This window comes from Arthrobacter sp. R1-13, assembly GCF_054161475.1.
Genome location: NZ_CP096420.1, coordinates 557164 through 583367 on the forward strand (window position 1 = coordinate 557164; position 26204 = coordinate 583367).

Genomic DNA, 26204 nt, shown 5'->3' on the forward strand with positions numbered 1-26204 from the left:
CTGAAACAACCGGGATTAACCCCGGGCGTGCCTGACCTTCGGGGCGTAATCTTGAACCATGAGTTGCGACCTTGGATCGGGACTGAAATGAACCGCCGTTGGCTGCGGTGGATGCCGGCTGTGGTGGTTCCTGCCGTCATCGCGGCCGGTGTTGCGGTGGGTTCTCTCCCGGCAAGTGCGGTGGATCCACTCCCGGCCAAGAGTCCTGCGCAGGTTTTGGCGCTTGTGGCCGAGCACAAGGTGCAGGCTCTCTCCGGGACAGTCGAGCAGACTTCCAACCTTGGCTTGCCTGAGGTTCCCCAGACTGGCCCCTCAGCTTCGGCGGAGACGTCCTGGCTTGAGCTCCTTTCCGGGCCGCACACCGCACGGGTCTATAAAGACGGTCCCGCCAAAATGAGGATCCAAATCCTTGACCGGATGGCCGAGCGGGATCTTGTGCGGAACGGACGGGAGTTGTGGTGGTACAGCTCGAAGGACCAGTCGGCGGTTCACGTAACGCTGCCGGATCCGGCCGCAGCCCCGGCAGGGCAAGAGCCCGCGGAGAAGGTTGAGCCTGGTTTCCCGGACTCCTCCACCATGCCTACCCCCGCGGAGCTGACCGATAAGCTGCTGGCCAAGCTCGATCCCAGTACGGACATCTCGGTTGGAACCGATGTCCAGGTGGCCGGCCGTTCTGCGTACAACCTGGTGCTGACCCCCCGCTCCCAGCAGACGTTGGTGGGCTCTGTGTCCATAGCCGTGGACGGCGAGAACGGATTGCCCTTGTCGTTTCAGGTGGCGGCCCGCGGACAGGCCGAGCCGGCTTTCGCGCTTGCTTACAGCAGCCTGACCCTGGGTGCCCCTGATCCGGCGCTCTTTGAGTTCACGCCGCCTCCGGGCACCACTGTGAAGGAAGTTCAGCCACCTCCGCGTCCCCTCGGAGTTCATCCCGAACTGGACGGCCACACCGGCGGGTCCGACGTCGGACGTCCCCAGGTGACCGGCAGCGGATGGGAGACAGTCGTCGGATTCCGAGTGGGAGAGGATGCCCTTGCCGCCGAAGGCCTCCTAACGAGGGAGCCGCTGCTGCAGCAGGCCATGGTCGCTGTTCCTGGCGGAAAGGTCCTGTCGACATCCCTACTGAACGTGCTGCTCACCGACGATGGCCGGATCTTTGTCGGTGCAGTTCCGGTGGAGATGCTGCAGGCTGCAGCCACGCCAAGGTGACGGGTGCCGGTTCGGCTGATGGCCTTGCCATCGAGGCCAAGGGGCTGAGCAAACGGTTCGGCCACCAGCTGGCAGTGAACAACATCGATCTCGCCGTGCCCAAGGGGTCCGTATTCGGATTCCTCGGGCCGAACGGTTCTGGAAAGACCACCACCATTCGCATAATGCTTGGTCTCGCCGCTGCCTCCGAGGGGACTATCAGCGTGTTGGGCCAGGAGATGCCGCGGCAACTGCAGGACGTGCTGCCCCGCGTTGGTGCCTTGGTTGAGGGGCCCGCTTTCTACCCTTTTCTGTCAGGCGCAGCTAATTTGCACCGCTTCGATGCGGCCGATCCCCATTCTGTCCGGGCAACCCGGGCAGCGCGTGTGCAGACGGCACTCGAACGGGTAGGGCTGACCCATGCAGCGGGAAAGAAAGTCCGGGCCTATTCCCTGGGGATGAAGCAGCGCCTCGGCATCGCCAACGCGCTGTTGTCTCCTCGTGAACTGCTGGTGCTGGACGAGCCGACCAACGGCCTGGATCCCCAAGGCACCAGGGAGGTGAGGCACCTGGTTCGTTCCCTGGCTGCCGATGGCGCCACCGTGTTCGTCTCCAGCCACCTCCTCGCCGAAGTGGAACAGATCTGCACGCATGCCGCGGTGATGAGCGCCGGCAGCCTGGTGGCGCAGGGGACCTTGGCTTCCCTGCGTCAGTCCGGCGGCCGAACTCTTCGTTTGTTAACGCCCGACGCCGGAACGGCCTCTGCCGTGCTCCTGCGGTTGGGCATCACCCCGGTTACAGACGGCTCAGCGAGGGCAACAGGGGTGCTGACGGCGGCACTTCCGGACCTGGACGGCATGGCGGCTTCCGACGGCGGGGTGGCTCCCGAGGACATTGTGGCGGCCTTGGTCGACGCCGGAGTGCGGGTCAGGGGTTTCGCTGTGGAGCAGGGAAGCCTGGAAGACCGTTTTGTGGCGCTGACGGGGGAGGGGTTCGACATTGCCCAATGACAGCCTGACCGGTGGAGTGACCGGTGAGCACGGCAGCGCTGCACCGGAAAGTGCGAGCCGCCCGTCGGCGTCGTCCCTCCTGGCATCAGAATTGTCGGTCCTCTTCCGGCGTCGCCGGACGTGGGCCATGCTGGTGGCGCTCGCGGCTATCCCGATTCTGATCGCCGTCGCCGTGCGGCTTTCCTCGTCCGTGCCGCCGGGGCGAGGCCCGGCATTCCTGGACAGGATTACGCAGAACGGCCTTTTTGTCGGCGTTACTGGAATGCTGGTGTCCATCCCGCTCTTCCTGCCCCTCACCGTGGGCGTGGTGGCGGGCGATACCGTAGCAGGCGAGGCTGGGCTGGGCACGTTGCGCTACCTGCTGCTGGCTCCGGCGGGACGGGTCAAGCTCCTGCTTGTTAAGTACGCCGGCGCAGTGGTTTTCTGCATCGTCGCACCCCTGGTGGTTGCCCTCACCGGTGCGGCAATCGGTGCGGCTCTGTTCCCGGTAGGACGGGTGACTCTGCTATCCGGAGACACCATAGCTCCGGCCGAAGCTGTGGTCAGGCTGATCCTGATTGCTGCCTACATCGCCGTGTCATTGTTGGGCCTGTCTGCCATTGGCCTATTCATGTCCACCCTTACCGACGTCCCGGTCGGGGCAATGGCGGCCACCGTGGTGCTGTCCGTGGTGTCCCAGGTGCTGGACGCCTTGCCCCAGCTTGAGTGGCTGCATCCGTGGCTGTTCAGCCACTATTGGCTGGGGTTTTCTGAACTGCTTCGCCAGCCCATCGGATGGGACTCCTTCGCCAGCAATGCCTGGCTGCAGGCCGGCTATGTGGCCGTCTTCGGCGCCCTCGCGTACAGCCGGTTCGTGACGAAAGACATCCTGTCCTAGCCAGGCGCGTCAGCTAGGACGACGCGGCAGCGCCAGAGGTGCCTCAGTATCGGGCAGCGTAGGGGTAGAGCTGCATTCCCGCCATCCAGCTCAGTGGCGTGACCTCTATCCCGGCCTGCGGGTTTAAGGCCTGCACCACCTGCCCGTTGCCCAGGTAGATCGCAACGTGACTGAAGTCTGACGGCGATCCCCACACCAGCAGGTCGCCCGGCTGTGCCTGCGCGAGAGGAACACGGCCGGGTGCCTGGGCAAACTGTTGGGCTGCTGTGCGGGGCAGATACTTTCCAGCGGCAGCGAAGGCATTCTGCACAAACCCTGAACAATCGAAACCCAAGGGCCCCGTGCCGCCGTATTCGTAGAAGTACGGTGCGCCGACCTTACCCAGGGCCGCGGAGATCGCAGCCTGGTTTCCGCCTGCTCCTGGTGACGGTGCCGGTGCTGGCCCAGGGGCAGGTGCAGGAGGAGGCGCAGGGGCCGGCTCCGGAGGGGCAGGCGGCGGGTTTCCAGGGGCCGGGACGGGTGCAGGTCCGGGGTTCAGCGCCGGGGGAGCGGCCGGGGGAGGAGGCGCCTGCCCTGTTGGGGATCCTGCGGCTTGCTGTTGGCTGGCGGCAGTGACGGCAGCCAGTTGTTCCTGCTGGCGTTGCCGCTCCATCGCCTCAACCCGGGCGGACTCGAGCGCTTCAGTGGTGTTCTTCAAAGAGGCGAGCTGGCTGACCAGTACGGTGCGCTGAGCCTTGGTGTCGGTGATGCTCTTCAACAGCGCAGCATTGGCTTGGTCGGCCTCCGACTTGCGGTCCTCGGCTGTTTTGGCCGCCTCTTCCGCCGCCTGGTTCGCGTCCTCTGCGGCTGCAGTCAAAGACTCCGCTGCTGCCGCAGCTGTTTCGGCGGACTCGAAGGCGCGGCTGCGATTCGCTGAGATTGCCTCGAGGGTGGCAGCTTGTTGCAAGCTCTCGCCGCTTCCCGAGAGCACGGTGCTCAGGGCAGGGTTGAGCCCGCCATTTCGGTAAAGGTCGGCGGCGATCTGGCCAACCTGCTTGCGGGTGTTCTCCTGTTCGGTCCCGGCGGCCTTGGCTTTGGCAAAGGCAAGGCTTGCGGTTTCCTGGCGGGATCGGAGCTCTACCAGCGCGTCACCGTAGGCGTTGTTCGCGCGCATCGAGGCCGCAGCCGTCACATTTTGCTCGACAGCGGTCGCTGCAAGGATTCCGTCGATTTTGGCGACCTCATCCGCCGTCGCGCTTTCACTGGCTTTGGCAGCTGCGATGTCTTCGGGTGACGGGATTTCAGGCGCAGCCGGAAAGCGTGTCGTGAAGACCTGTCCAGCCACTGCCTGGCTCGTCGGAGTGGCCGCTGCGGGCAGAGTGCCGGAAAAGAGGAGCGCGATGGCGCTGCACAGCACGGCGGATCTTCGGGCGGAACCGGTCCAAGCCATGGGCAAACCTCGTTGTGTCGGGCTGTAGCTGACGAGGTGGAGGTTCTGCGCGCAGAAAGTCCCTCGGCGAATCGTGCAACAAACCCGAGGTTACGTTCTCTCAAACCACTTTGGCAACAAGAGTCTCATCGTTAACATAAACACCAGAGGGCTCCGGAGGCTGGTAGCGGCCCCGGCGTGTCGGTCTCAGGCGTGCTGGTGGGACTCGTGTTCGGCATGGCTTGCAGGCTCCAACTGGAACGTGCAGTGCTCTGTATCGAAGTGGGAGCCGAGGCAGGTGGTGAGTTTGTCCAGGACCTGATCCGCTCCTCTTGCGCTAAGCAATTCGTCCTCCACCACCACATGGGCGGAGAACACGGGCACGCCGGATGTGATGGTCCAGATGTGGATGTCATGGACAGCCACCACCCCCGAGACGGAAAGGATGTGCTCCCGAATCATCTGAACCTCAACACCCTTTGGGCTTGCTTCGAGCAGGACATCCACCACGTCCCGCAGCAGATGCCAGGCGCGAGGCAGGATCATGATCGCGATGATGATTGAGGCAACGGTGTCCGCCGCCTGAAGCCCGGTCAACATGATGATGAGGGCCGCTGCGATGACGGCGAACGAACCCAGCAGGTCCCCCAGCACTTCAAGGTAGGCACCGCGGACATTCAGGCTTTCCTTCTGAGCGCTGCGCAGGATGAGGAGCGAGATCAGATTTGCGGCCGCGCCCACAATTGCCGCGTACAGCATGACGTCAGTCTGGACTTCAGGTTCGGAGCCCCACCGACGGATCGCTTCGATGAAAATCACCACGGAGATGACTATGAGCACCAGGGCATTGGCCAGGGCCGCAAGGACTTCGGCTCGCTGGTAGCCGTACGTCCTGAGGTCGCTGGCCGGACGGGCGGCAATCCACGCGGCCAACAGTGCGACGAACACCCCGGCGGCGTCGGACAGCATGTGGCCCGCGTCCGCCAGCAGTGCCAGCGAACCCGAAACGATTCCGCCCACTATCTGAACCAGGACCACTGCCAGCGTGATAGCCAGGACGGCTATCAGCCGGTTTCGGTGGCGCCCGGTCGCCGTCATCCCGTGTGTGTGGCCATGATCATGTCCCATGCCTACAAGGCTAGTCCCAACGGTGCAGGTGCCGGAGCGGCGAACCCCCAGGAGTCAGTGCTCCGCTCAGCCCCAGCCCAGCTCGTGAAGCCGCTCATCGCTAATGCCGAAGTGGTGGGCAACCTCGTGGGTAACTGTGATGGCAACCTCCTGGATCACCTCTTCACGGGAGCTGCAGATATCCAGGATCGGTTGCCGGTAGATGGTGATGCGGTCGGGCAACGATCCTGCGTCCCACCAGCCGTCCCGTTCGGTCAGGGGGACGCCTTCGTAGAGCCCCAGCAGCACGGTGTCCGGGTCTTCTCCCGGCTGAGGGGTGTAGTCGTCATCGATGAACACCGCCACGTTGTCCATCGCCTTTGCGATGTCCGCGGGAATCCGTTCCAAGGCGGCGCTTACGGCAGCTTCGAAATCCTCAGCGGACATTGGAAAGGGTGCGGAATCGCCGCCATCCGGGACGATCGGAAGGCCCGGCGGCAGGTTTGCTTGCATACCCGAAACTCTAGCGGGATCTGCGCCTCGTCAGGCCCACGCCTACAAGGCAGATGATGCCGCCGATAAGGCCCCAAATGGTGGGGACCTCACTCAGGATCAGCCAGGAAATCAGAATGGTGGTGCCTGGGACGAGGTAGGTGGTGGCGGCCATCTTGCCGGCGTCGATCAGGGACAGCGCGTAGGCCCACGTGGTGAAGGCGATGGCTGTTGGGAAGATTCCCAGATAAAGAAGCCCCAGTGTTGCCGGGATGGGCGCCTGCTGAACCTCTGTGACGAGCTGCCCCGTGAAAGGAAGGCAGCATACTGTCCCGACCATGATCCCGAACCAGGTTGCCTGGGCTGCAGGGAACTTCTTCAACACGGGTTTCTGGATGATCACGCTGACGGCGGCAAGCACGGCGGCAAGGAGGCACAGCAACACTCCCACCACGTCCGCCGTCGACCTTTGACCGGAGCCGACGGCGATCATGGCCACACCGCCGAACGCCAGAGTGCTCCCAATGATCAGCCAGCGGGGAAACCCTTCCTTCAGGATGAAGCCGGCCAGAACCGCCACGATGATGGGGGAGACGCTGATAAGCATCGCGCTGGTCCCCGCGTCCAGGAGGTGCTCGGCGGCGTTCAGGGCCACGTTGTAGCCGCCGAACCACATCACACCGTAGGCAAGGATCGGCCACCACTCTCGGCCACGGGGAAGCCTGCGCAGTGTGGGGAGCACAAACAGGCCCAGGACGACGGCGGCGACCACCAGCCTGCCCAAGGTGAGCGGGCCGGGCGAGAAGCTGGGGCCGATGGCCCTGATGCCCACGAAGGCGGACGCCCAGAGGACTACGGTGATGACGACGGCGGCGACGCCCAGCTTGTTGATGGGTTCCTTGCCGGTGGGGACGGTGCCGGTGGGTAGCTGTTGTTGAGCGGACGCGGCGGCAGTCACCTCAGGAGTCACCTCAGGGGAGCGGGACGGTTGCGCGGGGTTGGTTTCGGCTGTGCTTGCCATCAGGCAAATCTAACCGCTGCGGGGATGGAACGGCTGGCGGAAATCGGCCACGTCTACCCGAAAAACTGCCAACTTTTGGAGAGCCCTTCCCTCCTGTGACAAGGGCCCCATCTCGCCGATTTTGGATAATCCCGGGGTTGCCCCTATAGTTTTATAGGTCCAGTTCGACGGAAACGAAAGGACAAAAACGGAAGGCTTCGGCCCTTAATTTTTGCCCTCGTTCAGGCGGATTGAGTTCTGGCCCCCATCGTCTAGCGGCCTAGGACACCGCCCTTTCACGGCGGCGGCACGGGTTCGAATCCCGTTGGGGGTACGCAAGGAACGCGGTCAAACCGGATGTGAAAGTCTGGTAGGCTAAAAGCCTTGAAAAATTGCAGTAGCGGTATTCATATCGGTGATGCAGAAAAGCAAGAAAAAAGCAAGGCCCTGTAGCGCAGTTGGTTAGCGCGCCGCCCTGTCACGGCGGAGGTCGCGGGTTCAAGTCCCGTCAGGGTCGCTCTGATTGCCAGAAGAAATTCCGGCTGTCATGGTGACATGTCACCTAGGCTCTGTAGCTCAGTTGGTAGAGCGTTCGACTGAAAATCGAAAGGTCACCGGATCGACGCCGGTCGGAGCCACCACTGGGAAGCATCAGTTCTTCGGAACTGGTGCTTTTCTTCTTTAAGCGCCGATCCAAAGTTGGCGCGAGGGTCAAGATCGGGGCAGTAGCCCAGACGGCCAGGAGCGCCGGAGAAAGCAAGTGGTGCTGGCCTCTACTGGGCCAAAAAAACGAGTACACACTACGCGTGTGGAGGGGTGCCACTGCGCGATTAACTGAGAACGGCAGTTAGTGGCGGCCCCACCGAACCTGGACCGTTCCGCCAGTTGCCCAGGTCTCGCGAGAGGGTTTCCCAGGTCACGGCCGGGGAGATTGACGGGGCCGACGATGGCAGAGCCTTCTGAGACCGAGGCTCCCCCCCAGCCGTCGTCGGCCCTTCCCTTTGACTCCACTCTTGGCCCTTTCTGATGCCGCCCTTTCCGCTGCCGGCCCTTGTTGCAGCGACAATTTTCTTGCTGCTGGATGCCCGTATTTTTCGGCACCAGGCCCCTCCCACAAGTCACCCCGCTTGGAAACCGGACAGCATTCCGGGCTAGACTCGCACGCCGGGGACATATGCTGCCGCCAGCGTCGGAAACGACCGGTGGTGCACTTTCAACAGAAACTATCCTCAACAGAAATGTGACTTGTGAAACTCTTTGCACGCCCTCTTGCCGCCGCCCTGTTCACTGTCCTCGCACTGTCCGCATGTTCGGCACCTCAAGCCAGCAGCACTGGCAACGCGCCGGCGTCAGAGGCTGCAGCTCCTTCCGCGACACCCAGCCCCACCATGTCCTCCGGCCCTTTCGGAGGTTTCGCCAGCGCTGCAGAAGCATGCACCACCATCTCGCAGCAGGCCACGGGAGCATCCTTGTTGCCGATGTCGGCGGCCCAGGGCAAGACGCAGGAACTTGAACAGCTCAAAGCCGAACTGGCGGAAACAGCGGAGAAGGCGCCAGACAGCGTTAAGGCCGATTTCGTACACCTCAATGAGGTAGCTGTCGCAGGCCTCACTGACCAGACCGTCTTTTCCAGCGGGAAGTTCAACGCTGCTATGGGGCCGGTGACAGCGTGGCTGGCCACTAACTGTAAATAGGCACGACGTGTGATTGCCCGCGGGCTCCGTCCAGGGACACCGGCCGGGGTCCGCGCGGTTGTCGTGGCCAAGGGATAGGGTTGTTCCAAGAAGAGGGGAGTGCTCGATGGAATACCAGAACCCACAACCCGGCCAGGGGGTCCGTGCGGACGCCGCCGTTGCAGTACCAGGCGGTGGACGTACCGTTATTTCCGAGACCGCCGTCGCAAAAGTTGCCGGCATCGCCGCCCGCGCAGTCCCAGGAGTCTATTCCCTGGGGACGGGGCCGTCGCGGGCCTTGGGCGCCATACGCGACGCCGTCGGCAACTCTGACCACGCCGCAGGCGTCCATGCTGAAGTCGGTGAGACCCAGGTCGCCGTGGACCTCAACTTGGTGGCTGTCTACGGCACCCCCCTTCATTCCCTTGCCAACCAAGTGCGTTCCGCCGTCTATTCGGCGGTGGAAGAGCTTGTGGGCCTGCAGGTGATAGAAGTCAACGTCGAGATCAATGACATTTACGTGCCGGGACCGGTGAAACCCGGAACCAACCCGGAGCCGCGTCCAGTACTCAATACTCCGGCAGTCCCCGGAAGCCGTCCGGAGAGAGAGGCAATCCCATGAGCCTGACTGTTGCGGGAATTGCAATGGGTGCCTTCGTCGCCTTCATGTCCTTCCAGTTCGGAGTCTGGGGCTTCCTGGGTTCCCTCCTTTTTATGGGGATCGGGGCCCTGCTGGGCCGCGCAGCGGAAGGGAAACTGGATCTGCGCAGCGTCATGGACGCCATTACGGGCCGGCGCTCTTCATCATGAGCAGTACGGCCCCGATGACAGAGCAGGGCCGGGTACTGGCGGGGCACAACAGGATCAGCACGCAGGCCCTCACCAGTTTGGCCCGTGCCGCAGCCGCTGAGGCCTTGGGTGTGGAGGCCCACGATGTCCGCGCTGACTGGTCCGACGACGACGGCCTGCTTGCGCTGTCACTGGTTTCCCCTATCAGGATCCCGCCGTTGACTTCTGTACTGCGGAACCCGGAGCGCGTGGCCATCTTTGGGGGTTCCATCCGGGACAGGGCTGTTGCTGCCAAATCGGTCATCCTGGACAGGGTCATGGAATTCAGCGGAGCCCAGCTGAGCCGCGTGGACATAAGAATCAGCGGCACAGCCGTTTCCGAAAGGGGGCGGGTACTGTGAGCCATGCCTACGGAAACAAACCCGACGAGGCACAAACTCCTGTTACAGAACAAGACACCGAAGTTATCGCCGGGCCTGAGCGTGAGCTGAAGGATAAAGACGGGGCAGATTACGGCCCCGGTTCCCTGATGCCATGGATCCTCCAGCGCGAAACACAGTCGTCAAGAGCCGGTGTCGCCGTCATCGCCGGTGTGCTGGTAATCATTCTTTGCGCTTATGCACTCTTGGAGGCTGCTGTGCGTGCCATCGGGCAGCCGCCCTGGCTTATCGATCCGCAGACCGCCGCCCACCGGATAGTCGCCCTCCCTGAAGGTATGCCGCCACTTCTCCTGGGAGTCACCGGAGGAGTCGTATTCATGGCTGGACTGTTTTTCTTCCTCAGCGCGGTGCTTCCTGGACGCAAAGCCCGGCACATCCTCCAGGATCCCCGGGCGGGCGTGCTGGTGGACGATGAAATTATTGCCGCCGCGCTGGCCAGACGGGCCCGGCTCGCCGCCAACGTCACACCGGAACAGGTGATGGTGGTCGTGTCCAGATATCAGGCAGTGGTCAACGTCCGCCCCACGTCCGGCGTGCCCGTCAGGCACGACGACGTTCTTGCGGCTGTGCAGGATGAACTCACCCGAATGGCACCGTCGCCCATGCCGGACGTTCGGGTGAACCTGGCGACGTCCGGGGTAGTGGGAGCATGAACAGCACGCCCCGCCTTCTTAACCGAATCCTGATCGGCATTCTGGGACTGGTTCTGCTGGTAGTCGGCGCCCTCCTGGTTCTGCTGGCAAGCGTCCCTGCTGTCGCCTCTTGGTGGCAGTCGTGGTCTGCGGGATTGTGGTCCGGCGCCCAGCAGTTATTTGACCAGACCAGGTTTCCGGGCCGTCAGGAGAGCTGGGTGTGGATCCTGCTGGTGCTTCTGTTGGTGCTGCTCATCGGCGCCATGGTGGCGTGGATTGCTCAACAGGGTAAGGGCCGGGCCGATCTCATCCTGTTTGAGGAGGATCCCGGTAGCGTGCCGGGTGATGTCCGGATCGGCGGCGGCGTGGCGGAGCAGGCGCTCAAGGCAGCCCTTGCCGACCGTCCGGATCTGGCTGGCGTATCTGTAGCGACGTACGAGATCCGTGGGGAACCTGCCTTGAGAATCAGGTTGCAACCGCGACTGGGGGTGGCTCCGAACGCGTTGGCGGCCGAAGTTTCGGCGCTCGTGGAGGCCCTGGACCATGTTGTTGGCAAACGTACCCCCGTGTTGATTCACCTCGGGGCAGGCACTCGTGCCCGTTTCAGCAGGGCCGAACGCGTCCGCTAAAGCCTGCGCTGTGTTGCGATTCTGATATCAGGTCTCCTTTCGATTAAGGTTTATGTAAACGCTTGCATTTCTGTACGCAGGCTTACTAGGGTGATTGAGGTCACAAAGTCTGCACCGCGATTTTCTCTTGTCACTCAGCGAGGAGTCTCCAGTAATGAAAAGCCCAAAGTTCCTAATTCCGGCCGCAGCGGTCGGTGTCCTGGCCCTAACCGTTACGGCATGTAGTCCCGAAACTGGTGGCGGCGGGGGTGGCGAGGCTGCTGACTGCTCCGCCTACTCCGATTATGGCAAGCACGAAGGCAAGACTGTTTCGGTCTACTCAACCATCGTCGACATTGAAGCCACGAACCTTGAGACAGCCTGGGCGGACTTCGAAAAATGCACCGGCATCACGGTCAAATACGAAGGCAGCAAGGAATTCGAAACGCAGATCGGTGTGCGGGCCCAAGCCGGAAACCCACCGGACGTTGCCATCTTCCCGCAGCCCGGCCTGTTGGCCGCTCAGGCCAGCAACCTGAAGCCGGCGCCGAAGGCCGTCTCAGACCTCGTAGACGAGAACTGGTCGGCCGACTGGAAGAAGTACGGAACCGTCAACGGAACGTTCTATGCGGCCCCCATGCTTGCCAACGTCAAGGGCTTCGTCTGGTACGCGCCAAAGACATTCGAGGACAAGGGCTGGGAAGTTCCCAAGACCTTTGACGAAATGATGACCCTGACAAAGACCATCGCGGACGACGGTGCCATGAAGCCGTGGTGTGCGGGCTTCGAGTCCGGTGAGGCCACAGGTTGGCCGGGTACTGACTGGATCGAGGACGTCATCCTCCGTGAGGCAGGCCCAGAGGTCTACGACCAGTGGGTCGCCCACCAGATCCCGTTCAACGATCCCCGGATTGTTTCGGCCATGGACAAGACCGGTGAGATCCTGCTCAACCCGGACTACGTCAACGGTGGCTTCGGCGATGTCCGTTCCATCCTGACAACCGGCTTCGCCCAGGCAGGCCAACCTGTCCTTGACGGCCAGTGCGCCATGCACCACCAGGCCAACTTCCAGGCCGCAAACTGGCCCGAAGGCACCGTTGTGGCTCCCGATGGTGATGTTTGGGCCTTCATGACACCTCCCATCGACGAGAGCAAGGGCAAGGCCATCACCGGCGGCGGCGAGATGGTGGGCGCCTACAAGGACACGCCCGAGGTTCAGTCATTCCTGCAGTACATGGCAAGTGCGGACTTCGCGAACAACCGTGTCAAGCTCGGCGGTGTAGTCAGCGCCAACAAGGGCCTGGACCCTGCTAACGCCCAGACAGAGCTGGACAAGCTTTCTGTTGAGCTCCTTCAGGATCCCGAGACGGTATTCCGTTTCGACGGTTCTGACCTGATGCCCGCAGCCGTCGGCTCCAACTCCTTCTGGAAGGGAATCGTGGCGTGGATCAACGGCACCCCGTCAAAGCAGGTCGCCGACAGTATTGAAGGCAGCTGGCCTAAGAGCTAAGAGCTGCAGTGCTGCGTTCCCCTGCACGAGCACCCGTGGGGGAACGCAGCATTTTGTCTTCAATCAACTCATCCACCCACACCTTGGAGGTTGGCCATGGAATTCGTCGGAGGGAAACTTCTCCAAGTAGGGATCGCGATCGCGGCTTTCGCAGCCGTCATCGGGCTCATCATGCTGCTTGTAGACAGGGCACCAAAATCAACAAGAGACAAAGTTACAGTCATCGGCTTTCTAGCGCCGGCGGCCATCCTGATGATCGTCGGGCTGGTCTACCCCGCGGTGCAAACGTCCTACCTTGCATTTACAGACGCGAAGGGGACGCCGAACGGAGTGGACAACTTCGTCTGGATGTTTACCCAGCCTGAGGCGGTCATCACGCTGCGGAACACCGTTATCTGGACCGTACTCGTCCCCCTACTATCAACAGTCTTCGGCCTCGCCTATGCGGTCTTCATCGACAAAGCGCGGGGCGAGAGGATCCTGAAGGCCCTGGTATTCATGCCTATGGCCATCTCATTCGTGGGCGCAGGCGTTATCTGGAAGCTGGTCTACGACTTCCGCGGCGCCGGCATCGAACAAACGGGCGTTCTCAACGCACTGCGTGTGGCAGTTGGGATGGAGCCCAAACAGTTCCTCCTCGATGCTCCGGAAAACACCATCTTCCTGATCATCGTCATGGTTTGGATCCAGACAGGTTTCGCCATGGTGATCCTTTCAGCCGCTATTAAGGGTGTCCCTGTGGAACTTGTTGAGGCGGCAAGGCTTGACGGAGCCAACCCGTGGCAGCAGTTCCGTAACGTCACGATCCCCGGGATCCGTGGATCTTTGGTTGTGGTGCTGACCACCATCACCATTGCCACCCTCAAGGTGTTCGATATTGTCCGCACCATGACGGCCGGTAACTTCGAGACCTCTGTGGTGGCCAATGAAATGTACACCCAGGCTTTCCGCGCCGACGAACCCGGCCGTGGTGCCGCCTTGGCCCTTGTACTTTTCCTTCTGGTCCTACCCATCGTCGTTTACAACGCACGTGTCCTTCGTCAGCAAAGGGAGATCCGATGACCGCCACGCCAGCACGGGACGAGGCAGATAAGGCCCTGGTGGGTCTTCCTCTTGGCGAGAAGGGCCTCCAGGCCGCCGATGAGCCCATCATGCGCCGTGTGAAAACCAAGCTCACCTCGCCTTTTGCCACCGCTGCCGCCCTCATCATTGCCGCAATCTGGACTGTGCCCACTTTTGGCCTTTTCGTTCAATCGTTCCGTCCGGCCGCAAAACAGGTGGGCCCCCGCTCCGACGGTTGGTGGAATGCCTTTTTTGACGGGCAGTTCACTTTCAAGAACTATGTCGATGCGACCGCCGCTGCAGGGTCGCAGTCACCCAATCTGTCCCAGTACTTGATCAACTCGGTGGCGATCGTCATCCCCGTCACGTTGTTCGTCCTGGTGCTGGCATCGATGGCGGCTTACATTTTCGCCTGGGGCAATTTCAGGGGGCGCCATGCGATGTTTATCTTCGTTTTCGCCCTGCAGATTGTCCCCCTGCAGATGGCCCTGATTCCTCTGCTGCAGCTCTTCACGCAGGTCCTGCAACTGCCGGCCGGGTCCTATGCCCAGTTGTGGATTGCCCACACGATCTTTGGTTTGCCGTTGGGCATCTTCCTGTTGCACAACTTCATTTCCGAGATCCCCGGGGAAGTGATTGAGGCAGCAAGGGTCGATGGGGCAGGACACACCACAATCTTCTGGCGAATCATCCTGCCACTGTCCGTTCCGGCTCTGGCTTCCCTGGCGATTTTCCAGTTCCTGTGGGTGTGGAATGACTTGCTGGTGGCTTTGGTCTTCTCCGGCGGAACTCCGGACGTTGCTCCTATTACCCAGCGGCTTGCGGAAATTTCCGGCACACGCGGCGCGAGGGACTACCTGAACCCCGCTGCTGCCTTCGTGTCCATCATCATTCCATTGGGGGTCTTCTTCGCCCTCCAGCGCTACTTTGTCCGAGGTCTGCTTGCCGGAGGCCTCAAGGGCTGATCCTCTGCATGACCCGCTTCCGGCTGTGCCGTCTGTAACGTACGGACCTCAGGCGGCCCAGCTGGAGCGCGGGCACTAGACTCATTTGTTGCGGACAGGGAGCACAGCAGCGACTTCCGCGGCATAACCGAATAAGGGGAGATCGTGGCACGGACAACTGAGAGGGCCCAACGGGGAGGCCATTCCGGTGTCAGCATTGAGGACGTGGCAGCCGCAGCGGGAGTGTCCACGGCCACGGTGTCACGGGCGGTACGGGGACTGCCCAGGGTTTCGCCGTCCACACGGGAGAAGATCCTGCGCGTTGCCGCGGAGCTCGGCTATGTTGCTTCCTCCTCAGCCTCCGGACTGGCTACGGGCCGTACCAAGACCATTGGAGTGCTCGCGCCCTTTGTGAGCCGCTGGTTCTTCTCCAAAGCCATTGAGGGAGCTGACCGGGAGCTGCATGCCCGGCAGTACAACCTGTCCCTGTTCAACCTGGGCGGGCACGGGAGTAACCGCGAGCGTCTTTTCAGCAGGACCATGGTTTACAAGCAAATTGATGCCCTGTTGGTCCTGTGTATGGCGCTGACCCACGAAGAACTCAACCATCTGCAAAAAATCGATATTCCCCTTGTGGTGGTGGGGGGCCACGTGGAGGAATGCGCCTACATCGGCATTGATGACTACGCCGCTGCCTCAACGGCTGTCCGCCACCTCATCAGCCTGGGTCACAAGGACATCGCCCTGCTCCATGGCGACGACGAGACGGACCTGAATTTCGACGTCCCCCGGGTCCGCATCAAGGCCTTCCAGGACGTAATGACCGCATCAGGGCTTGACCTGCGTCCGGAGTGGGATGAGGTGGGGGACTTTACAGTCAGGAGCGGGCAGCAGGCGTTTATCAAGCTGTGGGGGAATTCCGGTCCCAAGCCCACAGCCATTTTCTGCGCCTCGGATGAGATGGCTATGGGCGTTATTTTCGAGGCCAACCGCCGGGGCGTACGCGTTCCCGAGGACCTATCCGTGATCGGCATCGACGATCACGATTTCTCTGTGACTCTGGGCCTGACCACCGTTGGCCAACGCCCGGACGTGCAGGCAGAGCTGGCAACCAGGATGCTGCTGGATGAGCTGGATGGCCGCACCGGATCCGTCCGCTCCATGGTTGCGCCGCACCAGCTCATTGTTCGTTCGACGACGGCGCCCCCGCCGGCTCACGGTGCACCCGAACAGAGGGAGCCCCGCCCGGTCAAAGCCTAGGACGCGCGCGCCAGCTGCCGGATGGGAATCCAGCGGGAAGCCAGCCTGCGGTAGGCTGCGGCAGCTCCGGTCATGTCACCTTCGGCAAGGCACTCGATGCCAAGCCGGACGTCCATGGGGGAGTCGTCAGGGTAAACCTTGTCCGCCACTGCTCCGTAATCGAGTTCCACCCAGGAGTCGCTGTGGAACAGTTCCAACCATTCAGTCAGCTGGGCAAGATCATCGAGCATATCCAGGTCCGGGGCAGCCAATGCAAGGTTGGCCACCGCGTAGCGGACCCGCTCCAGCGCATCACCGATGTTGGTCCGCACTCGGACGGTGAGGATGCGGCCACCTGATTCCACCACGTCCTTATGGTCGGATTCCTGGAACAGCGAGAACCAGCTGAACGGAATTCCCCAGGTGGAGGCACGGGTGTGTACCTTGCCGACGCCTTCCTTGGCCTTCACCAGGTCTATGCGTTCCTGATGGCGGTCCCTTTGCTCTTCCGCGATCAGCAATTCTGCCAGCGGTCCGTGGATGCCTTCCATCAGTGCATTCGCTGCCAGGCCTGCCCGGAGAACCAGCTGGCTGGGGCAGTACAACAGCGTGACGGAGGGCTTCCCCTCGGGGGTGCCGCCGTCGGGCTTCCCGGTCAGGGGCATCACCCGGACAAGATCGGTGCGTCCCGTGGGGAACGGATCTCCGCCCGGCCTGGTGATGCGTCCCAGTGACGCGAGGAGTTCGGCGTTTTCCACAGCGGCCCGCGATTTCGCGCGGGCAGCGGAAGCCCTGATGGCAGCGCGCTGCTCCTCCGGAAAAGCAGTCAGAGGCTCGTAGATACGCAGGGTTGAGGAGAAAGGCAGCCCGGCCTGTCCCCGGTAAAGGTTGCCGGTCATGGCAGCCACCTCCCGATCATCCCCTGCGTTGCGTTCATCAGTCAGTCAACTCAACAATAACCGGCGCATGGTCTGAAGCACCCTTGCCCTTGCGTTCTTCCCTGTCGATCGAGGCGCCGGTGACCCTTGCCGCCAGTGCGGGGGAGGCCAGGACGAAGTCGATCCGCATGCCTTCCTTCTTGGGGAAGCGGAGCTGGGTGTAGTCCCAGTAGGTGTAGACGCCTGGCCCAGGTGTGTGGGGCCGGACAACGTCCGTGTATCCGGCAGCCTCGAAGGCGTGGAAGGCAGCACGTTCGGGCGGGCTCACGTGGGTGTAACCCTGTGAAAGGAAAAGGTCGATGTCCCAGACGTCTTCATCCTGCGGCGCGATGTTCCAGTCGCCCATGAGGGCAATCTGGGACTCAGGGTTTTCAGTAACCCAACTCTCGGCGTGGTTCTTGAGGGTGCTCAGCCAGTTGAGCTTGTAGGGCATGTGTTCGTCGTCGAGCGACCGTCCGTTGGGAACATACAGGCTCCAGATCCTGACGCCGCCGCAGGTGGCACCGATAGCACGGGCCTCCGCCACCGGATCCTTCCCGGCTTTGCCGAATGCCGGCTGGTCCAGAAAGGTGCGTTGGACGTCGTCGAGCCCCACGCGGGAAGCGATAGCGACGCCGTTCCACTGGTTGAGGCCGAAATGGGCTACTTCGTAGCCGTCCCGCTCAAAGAGCTCCCAGGGGAAGTTGTCGTCGGAGCACTTGGTTTCCTGGATCGCCAGGACATCGCAGTCACTGCGGCGAAGCCACGCCTCAACACGGTCGGCTCGGGCACGGAGGGAGTTCACATTCCAGGTAGCAATCTTCACAGTTCCTAACTTACCGAACTTGGCCCCCATGATCCCCTCGGCCGGTCCCACAGGCCGTTGCGCGGCGAACAACGCAGGGTAGGCAGCGACCCGCAACGGCTCTGGAATTTAGTAGGAAGTCCGAGTATATTCGGCAGCAGATGGCGTGGGTCGCACTTGCACCGGGCTCACATGTTCCAGTGGCAGGGGACCCAAGGCATCTGCTGCCGGACCGGCATTCCAGGACCCACATGCAAGGGAGCATCGATCATGGTTCGCGAGCTAGGCCATTACATTGACGGACAACGGGTGGAAGGTACCTCAGGACGTTGGGGAGAGGTCTATGATCCCTGCACGGGTGACGTGCAGGCCCGGCTTGCGCTGGCGGCGGGGGAAGAAGTCCAGCGGGCAATAGCGAGCGCCGAAAAGGCCCAGCCGGAGTGGGCAGCGATGAACCCGCAACGACGCGGGCGCATCCTGCTCAGGTTCGTGGAACTCGTCAACCGACACATGGACGAACTGGCCGGATTGCTGGCCTCTGAACACGGCAAGACCCTCCCTGATGCCAAAGGCGACATCCAGCGGGGAATCGAGGTGGTGGAATTTGCCGCCGGCGCCCCGCATCTGCTGAAGGGTGAATTTTCCGACGACGCCGGTGCCGGCATCGATGTCCACTCCCTCCGGCAGCCGTTGGGGGTGGTCGCAGGCATCACCCCCTTCAACTTCCCTGCCATGATTCCGCTGTGGAAGTCCGGTCCTGCGCTCGCAACCGGAAACGCCTTTATCCTCAAACCCTCGGAGCGTGATCCGTCGGTTCCGCTGCGGCTCGCCGAACTGTACAGCGAAGCGGGGGTTCCTGACGGCGTCTTCAATGTGGTCAACGGGGACAAGGAAGCGGTGGATTCTCTTCTGGGGGATCCGCGGGTGAAAGCGATCGGTTTTGTTGGTTCAACCCCTATTGCCCAGTACATCTATGCCACGGCTGCGGCTCACGGCAAGCGGGCACAGTGCTTCGGCGGGGCCAAGAACCACATGGTCATCCTCCCGGACGCGGATCTGGAGATGGCCGCCGATGCCCTGATCGGGGCCGGCTATGGCTCCGCCGGCGAACGCTGCATGGCCGTGTCCGTTGCGGTGCCTGTTGGGCGGGAGACAGCGGATGCGCTGGTGGCCAAGCTCGAAGAACGGGTCAAGGCCCTGAGGGTGGGCCACAGCCTGGACAAGGAATCGGACTTCGGCCCTGTTGTTGCTGCATCGGCTAAAGAGCGGATCGAGGGCTACATCCAGTCCGGCGTCGATCAGGGCGCCACCCTTCTTGCCGACGGACGTGGGCTCACAGTCGAAGGGTACGAGAACGGCTTCTGGGTGGGACCGACCCTCTTCGACAACGTCACCAAGGACATGAAAATCTATCGGGAGGAGATCTTCGGCCCAGTGCTCAGCGTGGTCCGCGCCAGGGACTATGAGGAGGCACTGCGGCTCTGCAGCGAGCATGAATTCGGCAACGGCGTGGCCATCTTCACGAGGGACGGTGATGCGGCCCGGGACTTCGCGAGCCGTGTTCAGGTGGGGATGGTCGGAATCAACGTGCCCATCCCAGTGCCGATCGCCTACTACACCTTCGGTGGCTGGAAAGCCTCCGGGTTCGGCGACCTCAACCAGCACGGCGCCGACGCGTTCCGTTTCTACACCAAGACCAAGACCGTGACCACGCGCTGGCCCTCGGGCATCCGGCAGGGCGCAAGCTTCATCATGCCGGAAGGAAGCTGATGGCAGGCAGCGACCCGGCAGGCAGCGACCCGGCTGGCAGCGACCCGGCAGGCAGCGACCCGGCTGGCGAGCCGGCTGGCGGCGACCCGAACGAGGTGCTCGTTGAACAACGGGGGCACCTTGGCATCATCACCCTGAACCGTCCCAGGGCCGTCAATGCGCTCACGACAGGCATGGTTCACGCCATGCTGGAACAGCTTGCTGACTGGGCGGAGGACCGCGGCGTTGCCACTGTGTTGGTCCAGGGTTCCGGGAGCCGGGGGTTCTGTGCCGGCGGGGATATTGTGGCCATTTACCAGGACATGCTGACAGGAGGGTCCGGGACGGCCGAATTCTGGGAAGCGGAGTATCGGCTGAACGCGATGATTGCCCGGTACCCCAAGCCTTATGTGGCGTTCATGGACGGACTGGTGCTCGGCGGAGGTGTGGGGATCTCGGCGCACGGCTCCGTCCGGATAGTCACGGAGCGCACCCGCACAGGAATGCCAGAGACCACCATCGGATTTGTGCCCGACGTCGGCGGTACCTTGCTGCTCTCGCGCTCGCCGGGTGAAACAGGCACCCACGCCGCCCTGACCGGCGCCCACCTGGACGGCGCCGATGCCTTGTTCCTCGGGCTGGCCGACCACTTTGTCCGCTCGGAGACCCTTCCAGCGCTGGCCGCTGCCCTCGAGAGCGAGACAGCGGAAGACGCCGTCGGCCGCTTTGCAGAACGGGCACCGGACTCCGCGCTGGCAGGTCAGCGGACCTGGATCGATGAGTGCTACGCCGGCAATGATGTTGAAGAAATCCTCGGCCGGCTGCGCGCTTTCGGCGGGGAGGCCGTCGTGGCCGCGGAGACCATAGAGTCGAAATCGCCGACCGCCGTGAAGGTTGCGCTGGAGTCATTGCGGAGGGTGCGGGGGATGACTCTTGAGCAGGCTCTGACGCAGGAGTTCACGGTGGGCCTGCACTGCCTGGCCGGTCCTGACTTCCGCGAAGGGATCCGGGCCCAGGTAGTGGACAAGGACAGGAACCCGCGCTGGCGTCCGGCCACACTGGCGGAAGTGCGGGACGCCGACGTCGTCAGGTATTTTGAACCGCTCGGGGATCGCGAGCTGAATCTTTCAGTAAAGGAGACGGACAATGCCTGAGGTATCACCCAATGGAGCCGGAACCATTGCTTTCCTGGGGCTCGGGCATATGGGCGCTCCGATGGCCCTGAACCTCGTCAACGCCGGTTACCGTGTTGTGGGCTACGATGTGATGCCCACGGCCCTGGAAACCGCCCGGAGCCACGGAATTCCGACGGCGGACACGGCTGCTTCCGCCGTTGAGGGTGCCTCTGTGGTGCTGACCATGCTCCCCAGCGGCAAGCATCTCCTGGATGCGTACAGGGGGCGGGACTCCGCCACCGGCAGCGACTTTTCCGCCGGGAGTGACTTCTCCTCCGGAGGAGGCTGGGAACCCGGACTGCTGGCAGTGGCTGCACCGGGCACCATGTTCCTGGACTGCTCCACCATCAATGTGGATGAGGCCCGGGAGGCGGCAGGGCTGGCTGTGGATGCCGGGCACCGCTCGGTCGACGCCCCTGTGTCCGGGGGTGTTGTGGGGGCTGAGGCCGGAACCCTGACGTTCATGGTTGGCGCACTTCCTGAAGATTTCGAGGCGGTCCGGCCGCTGCTGGAAGTGATGGGCAAGCGTGTTGTCCATTGCGGCGACCATGGGGCCGGGCAGGCAGCTAAAATCTGCAATAACCTGATCCTCGGGGTTTCCATGATCGCAGTCAGTGAGGCCTTTGTTCTGGGAGAGAAGCTTGGTCTCACCCATCAGGCTCTCTTCGATGTTGCCTCGGCGGCGTCAGGCCAATGCTGGGCGCTGACCACCAACTGCCCTGTTCCGGGCCCTGTACCCAGCAGTCCCGCCAACCGCGATTATCAGCCAGGTTTCGCCGGCGCGCTGATGGCCAAGGACCTACGGCTGGCGCTGAACGCGCTGGAAAGCACCGGGGTCGCGGCCAGGGTGGGTCCCCTGGCGTCCGAAATTTACGATACGTTTGCGGCGGAGGGCGGTGCCGGAAAGGACTTCTCGGCAATCATCACGGCCATCCGGGACAAATCCGGTCAGGCACAAGAGCCTGAACGGGCGGCGGAACAGGACCAGGATCAGCGACAGGCGAGGGGCCACGGATGACCGAACAGTACTCAAACATCCTGGTCGAGCGCCGTGGACGGGTAGGGCTGGTGACCCTGAACCGGCCCCAAGCCTTGAACGCCCTCGACAAAGCCACCATGGACGAACTCGTTTCAGCCGTGGGCGCTATGGACAGCGATCCAGAGGTGGGTGCCGTAGTCATTACCGGTTCAGCCAAAGCCTTCGCCGCCGGAGCCGATATCAAGGAGATGGCGGTGAAAGGCTACGTCGACATGTACTCCGCGGACTGGTTCCGCGGCTGGGAGGATTTCACCAGGCTCCGCATCCCGGTGGTGGCGGCTGTTTCCGGCTTCGCTTTGGGCGGAGGCTGCGAGCTGGCGATGATGTGCGACTTCATCATCGCCGGCGACAACGCAAAATTCGGCCAGCCCGAAATCAATCTCGGCGTCCTGCCAGGAATGGGTGGCTCACAGCGGCTTACCCGCGCTGTGGGCAAGGCCAAAGCCATGGACATGATTCTCACCGGACGGTACATGGACGCCCAGGAGGCTGAGCGCTCAGGACTGGTATCCCGGGTGGTTCCGGCCGCCGACGTCGTCGAGGAAGCGCTGCGGGCCGCAGAAGTCATTGCCTCCAAATCCAAGCCGGTGGCAATGATGGCCAAGGAAGCAGTCAACGCAGCCTTTGAAACCGGACTGGCCCAGGGTGTTCTTTTCGAACGCAGAGTCTTCCATTCCCTCTTCGCCACTGAGGACCAGAAAGAAGGCATGGCGGCGTTCAGCGAGAAGCGCACGCCGGAGTTTAAGCACAGGTAGGCCACCATGAGTCATCAACCCAAGGCGCCGGCTGCGGACCGGACCTTCGGCCCGGGTAAGGCGGACAGGACCTCATTGAGCCTGGTCCCTGCAGCGCTGCTGTCCTTGTCAGGTTTTGTCCTCTTCGTCCTGGAGGACCGCGCCGCTGGATACCTCGTGTTGGGAACAGCCCTGGTGCTCGCCGCGATCATCAACCGGTCCCTTCTCACGGACCTCGCGCTGATTTCGGTTGGCCTGATTGCGATGAGCGCCGTTCCCATCACCACGGACATCAGCACCGAGCACATGCTGGTAATGGGAACGGCCATGATCCTGGCGGTTGGAATCCCGTACTCCGTCTCGCGGTTTGTCCTCAAGGACTATGCGATAAGATTCCCCATCCGTACCGGCCAGCCCTGGACCCGGGCCGAGAAATGGTACTTGCCCGCCGTCGTCGTGATTGGTTATGCCTTGATCCCGGTGTACATGATCCAGACCGGTGTCTACAACAACTGGCCTGCGGTCAGTGACCCTGAGGGCATTGCCCGCCTTTTCATCGGAACAAACGGTTTAGGCATCTGGGATGAACTCTTCTTCATCTGCACCGCGTTCACCCTTCTGCGGCGGCATCTTCCGGATTGGCAGGCCAACCTGCTCCAGGCGGTCCTCTTCACCTCCTTCCTCTGGGAGTTGGGATTCCACGCCTACGCCCCGTTTTTTATCTTTCCGTTTGCGCTGCTCCAGGCCCGACTCTTCACGATTACAAAATCCCTGCTGTACATCGTGTGCGTCCACCTGCTGTTCGACTTTGTCCTGTTCCTGGTCCTGGTCCACGCACACAACCGAGAGTGGATCGATATCTTCCTCTACTGAGCGTGCCCTTGCCAGGCGTTATACCGCGGGCGCTACACGGAGACGCGGTGCCGGTAGGCGGCCACCGCCGCTCGGAGTTCTTCTGCCATCAGATCGGAGTTAATCGCGACGGCGGCCGCGGCGCCCCCTGCTGCTGACGACAGCACTTGGGCGCGAAGATCCGCCACGTTCCCCGCGGCCCATACACCCGGAACGCCAGTGGCGCCGTCGGCGTCGGTCTCAAGGTATTCGCCCATTCCGCTGGGATGTTGCTGGATTCTGAGTCCGAGACGGGAAAAGACGTGCGTACGGGCCGTGAAAACCGGCGCCACCGCCAGGGCGTCAACCGAAACGACGCCGCCAGTGGCCAGTTTCACTCCGCTGAGCCTGCCCCGATCCATCTGCAGCCGCTCCACCGCCCCATGCATCACCGTGATATTCCGTGCCGCCAATTGCTCCAGCTCAGCCTCGTCAGGGCTGACGGAGCCGTTGAGGAACAGTGTGATGTTGCTGCTCCATTGCCGGAACAGGAGTGCCTGAAAGACGGCCATCGGTCCGGTTCCCAGGATTCCGATTTCCCGGTCCTGGACCTCCCAACCGTGGCAGTACGGGCAATGCAGAACGTCCTTGCCCCAAAGTTCCTGGATGCCAGGAATATCAGGCAACCCGTCCACCAGTCCGGTGGTAATCAGCAGGCGCCGGCCCTTAATCGTACTTGCCAGAGCCGTCCCGTCCTGGAGCCGTGCTTCAAAGCCCCCGGATTCCCCGTGTTCCCCGTTCAGGCGTTCGACGGCGACGACTCGCCCGTTGAGGATGCGGCCCCCATAGGACTCCACCTCAGTCCGGCCGACCTTGAGCAATTCGGCGGGGTTGATGCCGTCGCGGGACAGGAAGCCGTGGACTGCCTCGGCAGGAGCGTTCCGCGGCTCCCCGGCGTCGATCACCAGCACTGATCGGCGGGCACGGCCCAGCATTTGGGCTGCACTCAGGCCGGCCGCGCCTCCACCGACAATTACCACATCATACATAGCGTTTCCTTTCAGGGTTTTTCGTTGTTCTTATCCTTCTCGCCACCGGCCTGGAGTGGCAAATGATATTGCTGAAATGGCAAACTATCGGTATGGATGAAATGATCGACGACGTTCTTTCCGCGGTGGGGCCCCGCCTCCGTGCAGTGCGCTTGAGCAGGGAAACCACCCTTGCCTCCCTGTCTGACGCAACGGGCATTTCCGTGAGCACTTTGTCCAGACTGGAATCGGGGCAGCGGCGTCCCAACCTGGAACTACTGCTGCCCCTCGCCAAGGCCCATCAGGTGCCGCTTGATGAACTGGTGGGCGCTCCTGCCACCGGAGACCCCAGGGTTCACCTGCGCCCCATTGTGAAGAAGCGGATGACCATCATCCCGCTGACGCGCCGGCCCGGTGGAGTACAGGCGTATAAGCACATCCTGCACGCTGGCGGGCCTGAGCAGCCCGACCCGCAGGTCCACGAGGGCTATGAGTGGCTCTATGTTCTCAATGGGAACCTGCGGATGATCCTGGGTGAGCGGGACCTGATTCTTCCGGCCGGTGAAGCTGCTGAGTTCGACACCAGGGTGCCGCACTGGTTCGGACGGGCTGATACCCAGGCTGTGGAATTCCTGAGCCTGTTCGGCCGGCAGGGGGAGCGGATGCATGTGCGGGCGAAACCGGCAGGGCGGTAAGAAGCAGATTTCTATTGACGTGGGGGAACGTCGGCCCTCCTGTCATGGGCAGGTTTCCTGATTATCAGTAATCCTGATAATTGATCCACAACACATGGCAGCAGCAGCACCTTTGCGGCTACCTCCCTCCGTTTCAATGTCGAAAACCAGGGTGTTCCGATGAACAGCAAGTTTTGCTCCCGCCGTCGTATCTTTCGTCCTTGTCATTGCCGGCCCCGTCCGGGGATCCAGCACAGTCGCCTGGCCCCATTGGTGAACAGGGAGTTACTGGTGCCATGTGGGAAGGCGAAGGACTGATCCATGGACGTTGCGGAGGAGATCCACAAAATCACCGGTGGAGGTGCTCACGCGGCCATCGAGGCCACGGGAAACACGAGGGTTCTCGAACAGGCCATCGGCGCCACCCGGGCGAGGGGACACATTGTGGTGATCGGAGCTCCAGCGTTCGGGGCCACTGTTGCCGTGGACGTGAACTTCATGATGCCCGGACGCCGCATCGAGGGAGTGACTCTGAGTGACAGCGAGATTGAAACCCTGATTCCTTCAATCATCACCCTGATGGAATCGGGGAGGTTTCTCGTGGAACGGCTGGTGCAGACCTATCGCCTGGAAGATATCAACCAGGCCGTGGCAGACACTAAATCCGGAGCCGTGATCAAACCGGTCCTGCTGACCTGAAATGATCAAAGACCCCCAAGCGCAAAAATGGACTGGTCAAATGCGCGTGGGGTCTTGATTCAGGGCTCTGTTAGGTGAAATCGCCTGCGTTCTTCCGAAACGCACTGAGGATCCTGATCAGCTGGTCCACATCCTGGTCAGCGAATCCCGACTGGATGAATACCTCAGAGTTCAGCGCCGCCGTCGCGCTCTTGGCAAGAGTCCGCCCCTCGGAGGTGAGCTCTATTAAGGTGGTCCGGCCGTCAGTAGGGTGGGCGGACCGGACCACCAGGCCTGCGGCCTGCAGTCGGTCGACCGCGTTTGTCACCGAGGTCGGATGGACCTGCAGGAGCGCGCTTGCTTTGTTCATCGGGAGTGCTCCACTGCGGGCGAAACTGAGCAGCGCCAGGAGCTCGTAGCGCGCGAATGTCAGGCCGAAGGGTTTGAGGACGGCCTCGATCCGTCCCAGCAGAATCTGCTGGGTGCGCATGATGGCCGTGACGGCAGCCATGGGGGCTGCCTCATTTACCCAGCCGTGGCCTTCCCAGTTTTGCTGGGCATCCGCGATGGGGTCACGGGGAAGTGGAGTTCCCACCGT

28 protein-coding genes and 3 tRNA genes are annotated in these 26204 nt (G+C 62.4%); 23 read left to right on the forward strand and 8 right to left on the reverse strand.

Features of this window, described 5'->3' with window-relative positions; genetic code table 11:
• Nucleotides 1–87 precede the first annotated feature (87 nt).
• The 3 genes from M1D88_RS02735 to M1D88_RS02745 are packed head-to-tail and all read left to right on the forward strand — an operon-like array spanning nucleotide 88 to nucleotide 3072.
• Nucleotides 88–1206 (forward strand): LolA family protein, encoded by a 1119-nt coding sequence (locus tag M1D88_RS02735; RefSeq protein ID WP_458113085.1) that lies wholly within the window; start codon nucleotides 88–90, stop codon nucleotides 1204–1206.
• Nucleotides 1203–2195 carry an ABC transporter ATP-binding protein gene (locus M1D88_RS02740; RefSeq protein WP_458113086.1) on the forward strand — a complete coding sequence of 331 codons (993 nt, stop codon included), beginning with the start codon at nucleotides 1203–1205 and terminating at the stop codon, nucleotides 2193–2195. The genes M1D88_RS02735 and M1D88_RS02740 overlap by 4 nt, the downstream gene beginning before the upstream one ends.
• Entirely contained in the window at nucleotides 2185–3072 is an 888-nt protein-coding gene (locus M1D88_RS02745) for an ABC transporter permease (RefSeq protein WP_458113087.1), read from the forward strand. Before M1D88_RS02740 ends, M1D88_RS02745 begins: the two co-directional genes overlap by 11 nt.
• Nucleotides 3073–3115: 43 nt before the next feature.
• Here M1D88_RS02745 and M1D88_RS02750 read toward each other — a convergent pair whose 3' ends face one another.
• The 4 genes from M1D88_RS02750 to M1D88_RS02765 form a co-directional block, all read right to left on the reverse strand.
• Complete coding sequence (locus M1D88_RS02750) at nucleotides 3116–4501, reverse strand: C40 family peptidase (RefSeq protein ID WP_458113088.1); 1386 nt, start codon at nucleotides 4499–4501, stop codon at nucleotides 3116–3118.
• Between the two features lie 186 nt (nucleotides 4502–4687).
• The gene (locus tag M1D88_RS02755) at nucleotides 4688–5608 is read right to left on the reverse strand and encodes a cation diffusion facilitator family transporter (RefSeq protein WP_458113089.1); all 921 of its coding nucleotides are present in this window, start codon (nucleotides 5606–5608) and stop codon (nucleotides 4688–4690) included.
• A 66-nt stretch (nucleotides 5609–5674) separates the two neighbouring features.
• A complete protein-coding gene (locus M1D88_RS02760) occupies nucleotides 5675–6100 on the reverse strand; it encodes a metallopeptidase family protein (protein WP_458113090.1) in 426 nt (141 codons plus the stop codon).
• Nucleotides 6101–6110: 10 nt separating this feature from the next.
• On the reverse strand, nucleotides 6111–7100 hold the full coding sequence (locus M1D88_RS02765; RefSeq protein WP_458113091.1) for a DMT family transporter: 990 nt from the start codon (nucleotides 7098–7100) through the stop codon (nucleotides 6111–6113).
• A gap of 240 nt (nucleotides 7101–7340) precedes the next feature.
• Between M1D88_RS02765 and M1D88_RS02770 the strand changes: the two genes are divergently transcribed.
• The 13 genes from M1D88_RS02770 to M1D88_RS02830 all read left to right on the forward strand — a co-directional run bounded on the left by M1D88_RS02770 (nucleotide 7341) and on the right by M1D88_RS02830 (nucleotide 15997).
• Nucleotides 7341–7413 (forward strand) — tRNA-Glu (locus M1D88_RS02770).
• A 109-nt stretch (nucleotides 7414–7522) separates the two neighbouring features.
• Nucleotides 7523–7596, forward strand: a tRNA-Asp gene (locus tag M1D88_RS02775).
• A 48-nt stretch (nucleotides 7597–7644) separates the two neighbouring features.
• Nucleotides 7645–7720 (forward strand) — tRNA-Phe (locus M1D88_RS02780).
• Between the two features lie 606 nt (nucleotides 7721–8326).
• Nucleotides 8327–8773 (forward strand): hypothetical protein, encoded by a 447-nt coding sequence (locus M1D88_RS02785; protein WP_458113092.1) that lies wholly within the window; start codon nucleotides 8327–8329, stop codon nucleotides 8771–8773.
• A gap of 106 nt (nucleotides 8774–8879) precedes the next feature.
• Entirely contained in the window at nucleotides 8880–9374 is a 495-nt protein-coding gene (locus tag M1D88_RS02790) for an Asp23/Gls24 family envelope stress response protein (protein ID WP_458113093.1), read from the forward strand.
• Nucleotides 9371–9562, forward strand: a complete 192-nt coding sequence (locus M1D88_RS02795) for a hypothetical protein (protein ID WP_309108420.1) — start codon at nucleotides 9371–9373, stop codon at nucleotides 9560–9562. Before M1D88_RS02790 ends, M1D88_RS02795 begins: the two co-directional genes overlap by 4 nt.
• The gene (locus M1D88_RS02800; protein ID WP_458113094.1) at nucleotides 9559–9942 is read left to right on the forward strand and encodes a hypothetical protein; all 384 of its coding nucleotides are present in this window, start codon (nucleotides 9559–9561) and stop codon (nucleotides 9940–9942) included. Before M1D88_RS02795 ends, M1D88_RS02800 begins: the two co-directional genes overlap by 4 nt.
• Nucleotides 9943–10070: 128 nt before the next feature.
• Nucleotides 10071–10634, forward strand: a complete 564-nt coding sequence (locus tag M1D88_RS02805) for a hypothetical protein (protein ID WP_458114616.1) — start codon at nucleotides 10071–10073, stop codon at nucleotides 10632–10634.
• The gene (locus M1D88_RS02810; protein ID WP_458113095.1) at nucleotides 10631–11242 is read left to right on the forward strand and encodes a hypothetical protein; all 612 of its coding nucleotides are present in this window, start codon (nucleotides 10631–10633) and stop codon (nucleotides 11240–11242) included. The genes M1D88_RS02805 and M1D88_RS02810 overlap by 4 nt, the downstream gene beginning before the upstream one ends.
• Before the next feature lie 154 nt (nucleotides 11243–11396).
• Nucleotides 11397–12731, forward strand: a complete 1335-nt coding sequence (locus tag M1D88_RS02815) for an ABC transporter substrate-binding protein (RefSeq protein ID WP_458113096.1) — start codon at nucleotides 11397–11399, stop codon at nucleotides 12729–12731.
• A gap of 96 nt (nucleotides 12732–12827) precedes the next feature.
• On the forward strand, nucleotides 12828–13793 hold the full coding sequence (locus M1D88_RS02820; protein ID WP_458113097.1) for a carbohydrate ABC transporter permease: 966 nt from the start codon (nucleotides 12828–12830) through the stop codon (nucleotides 13791–13793).
• Complete coding sequence (locus M1D88_RS02825; protein ID WP_458113098.1) at nucleotides 13790–14758, forward strand: carbohydrate ABC transporter permease; 969 nt, start codon at nucleotides 13790–13792, stop codon at nucleotides 14756–14758. Before M1D88_RS02820 ends, M1D88_RS02825 begins: the two co-directional genes overlap by 4 nt.
• Nucleotides 14759–14902: 144 nt before the next feature.
• On the forward strand, nucleotides 14903–15997 hold the full coding sequence (locus M1D88_RS02830) for a LacI family DNA-binding transcriptional regulator (protein ID WP_458113099.1): 1095 nt from the start codon (nucleotides 14903–14905) through the stop codon (nucleotides 15995–15997).
• On the opposite strand, the gene M1D88_RS02835 is transcribed toward M1D88_RS02830, so the two are convergent.
• Nucleotides 15994–16875 carry a hypothetical protein gene (locus M1D88_RS02835; protein ID WP_458113100.1) on the reverse strand — a complete coding sequence of 294 codons (882 nt, stop codon included), beginning with the start codon at nucleotides 16873–16875 and terminating at the stop codon, nucleotides 15994–15996. The genes M1D88_RS02830 and M1D88_RS02835 overlap by 4 nt on opposite strands.
• Nucleotides 16876–16912: 37 nt before the next feature.
• Nucleotides 16913–17719, reverse strand: a complete 807-nt coding sequence (locus tag M1D88_RS02840) for an exodeoxyribonuclease III (RefSeq protein WP_458113101.1) — start codon at nucleotides 17717–17719, stop codon at nucleotides 16913–16915.
• A 249-nt stretch (nucleotides 17720–17968) separates the two neighbouring features.
• Between M1D88_RS02840 and M1D88_RS02845 the strand changes: the two genes are divergently transcribed.
• Genes M1D88_RS02845 through M1D88_RS02865 form a run of 5 tightly spaced genes read left to right on the forward strand, consistent with a single transcriptional unit; the run spans nucleotide 17969 to nucleotide 23268 of the window.
• Nucleotides 17969–19468, forward strand: coding sequence for a CoA-acylating methylmalonate-semialdehyde dehydrogenase (locus M1D88_RS02845; protein WP_458113102.1), 1500 nt, complete (start codon nucleotides 17969–17971; stop codon nucleotides 19466–19468).
• On the forward strand, nucleotides 19468–20601 hold the full coding sequence (locus tag M1D88_RS02850; protein ID WP_458113103.1) for an enoyl-CoA hydratase/isomerase family protein: 1134 nt from the start codon (nucleotides 19468–19470) through the stop codon (nucleotides 20599–20601). The genes M1D88_RS02845 and M1D88_RS02850 overlap by 1 nt, the downstream gene beginning before the upstream one ends.
• A complete protein-coding gene (mmsB, locus tag M1D88_RS02855) occupies nucleotides 20594–21640 on the forward strand; it encodes a 3-hydroxyisobutyrate dehydrogenase (protein WP_458113104.1) in 1047 nt (348 codons plus the stop codon). Before M1D88_RS02850 ends, mmsB begins: the two co-directional genes overlap by 8 nt.
• On the forward strand, nucleotides 21637–22416 hold the full coding sequence (locus M1D88_RS02860; RefSeq protein WP_458113105.1) for an enoyl-CoA hydratase: 780 nt from the start codon (nucleotides 21637–21639) through the stop codon (nucleotides 22414–22416). Before mmsB ends, M1D88_RS02860 begins: the two co-directional genes overlap by 4 nt.
• Before the next feature lie 6 nt (nucleotides 22417–22422).
• Nucleotides 22423–23268, forward strand: a complete 846-nt coding sequence (locus M1D88_RS02865) for a CPBP family intramembrane glutamic endopeptidase (protein ID WP_458113106.1) — start codon at nucleotides 22423–22425, stop codon at nucleotides 23266–23268.
• Nucleotides 23269–23300: 32 nt separating this feature from the next.
• On the opposite strand, the gene M1D88_RS02870 is transcribed toward M1D88_RS02865, so the two are convergent.
• A complete protein-coding gene (locus M1D88_RS02870) occupies nucleotides 23301–24275 on the reverse strand; it encodes an NAD(P)/FAD-dependent oxidoreductase (protein ID WP_458113107.1) in 975 nt (324 codons plus the stop codon).
• Nucleotides 24276–24367: 92 nt separating this feature from the next.
• Between M1D88_RS02870 and M1D88_RS02875 the strand changes: the two genes are divergently transcribed.
• Nucleotides 24368–24949, forward strand: a complete 582-nt coding sequence (locus M1D88_RS02875) for a helix-turn-helix domain-containing protein (protein WP_458113108.1) — start codon at nucleotides 24368–24370, stop codon at nucleotides 24947–24949.
• A gap of 300 nt (nucleotides 24950–25249) precedes the next feature.
• Nucleotides 25250–25627 carry a zinc-binding dehydrogenase gene (locus M1D88_RS02880; RefSeq protein ID WP_458113109.1) on the forward strand — a complete coding sequence of 126 codons (378 nt, stop codon included), beginning with the start codon at nucleotides 25250–25252 and terminating at the stop codon, nucleotides 25625–25627.
• A gap of 70 nt (nucleotides 25628–25697) precedes the next feature.
• On the opposite strand, the gene M1D88_RS02885 is transcribed toward M1D88_RS02880, so the two are convergent.
• Nucleotides 25698–26201 (reverse strand): MarR family winged helix-turn-helix transcriptional regulator, encoded by a 504-nt coding sequence (locus M1D88_RS02885; protein ID WP_458113110.1) that lies wholly within the window; start codon nucleotides 26199–26201, stop codon nucleotides 25698–25700.
• Nucleotides 26202–26204: the final 3 nt, after the last annotated feature.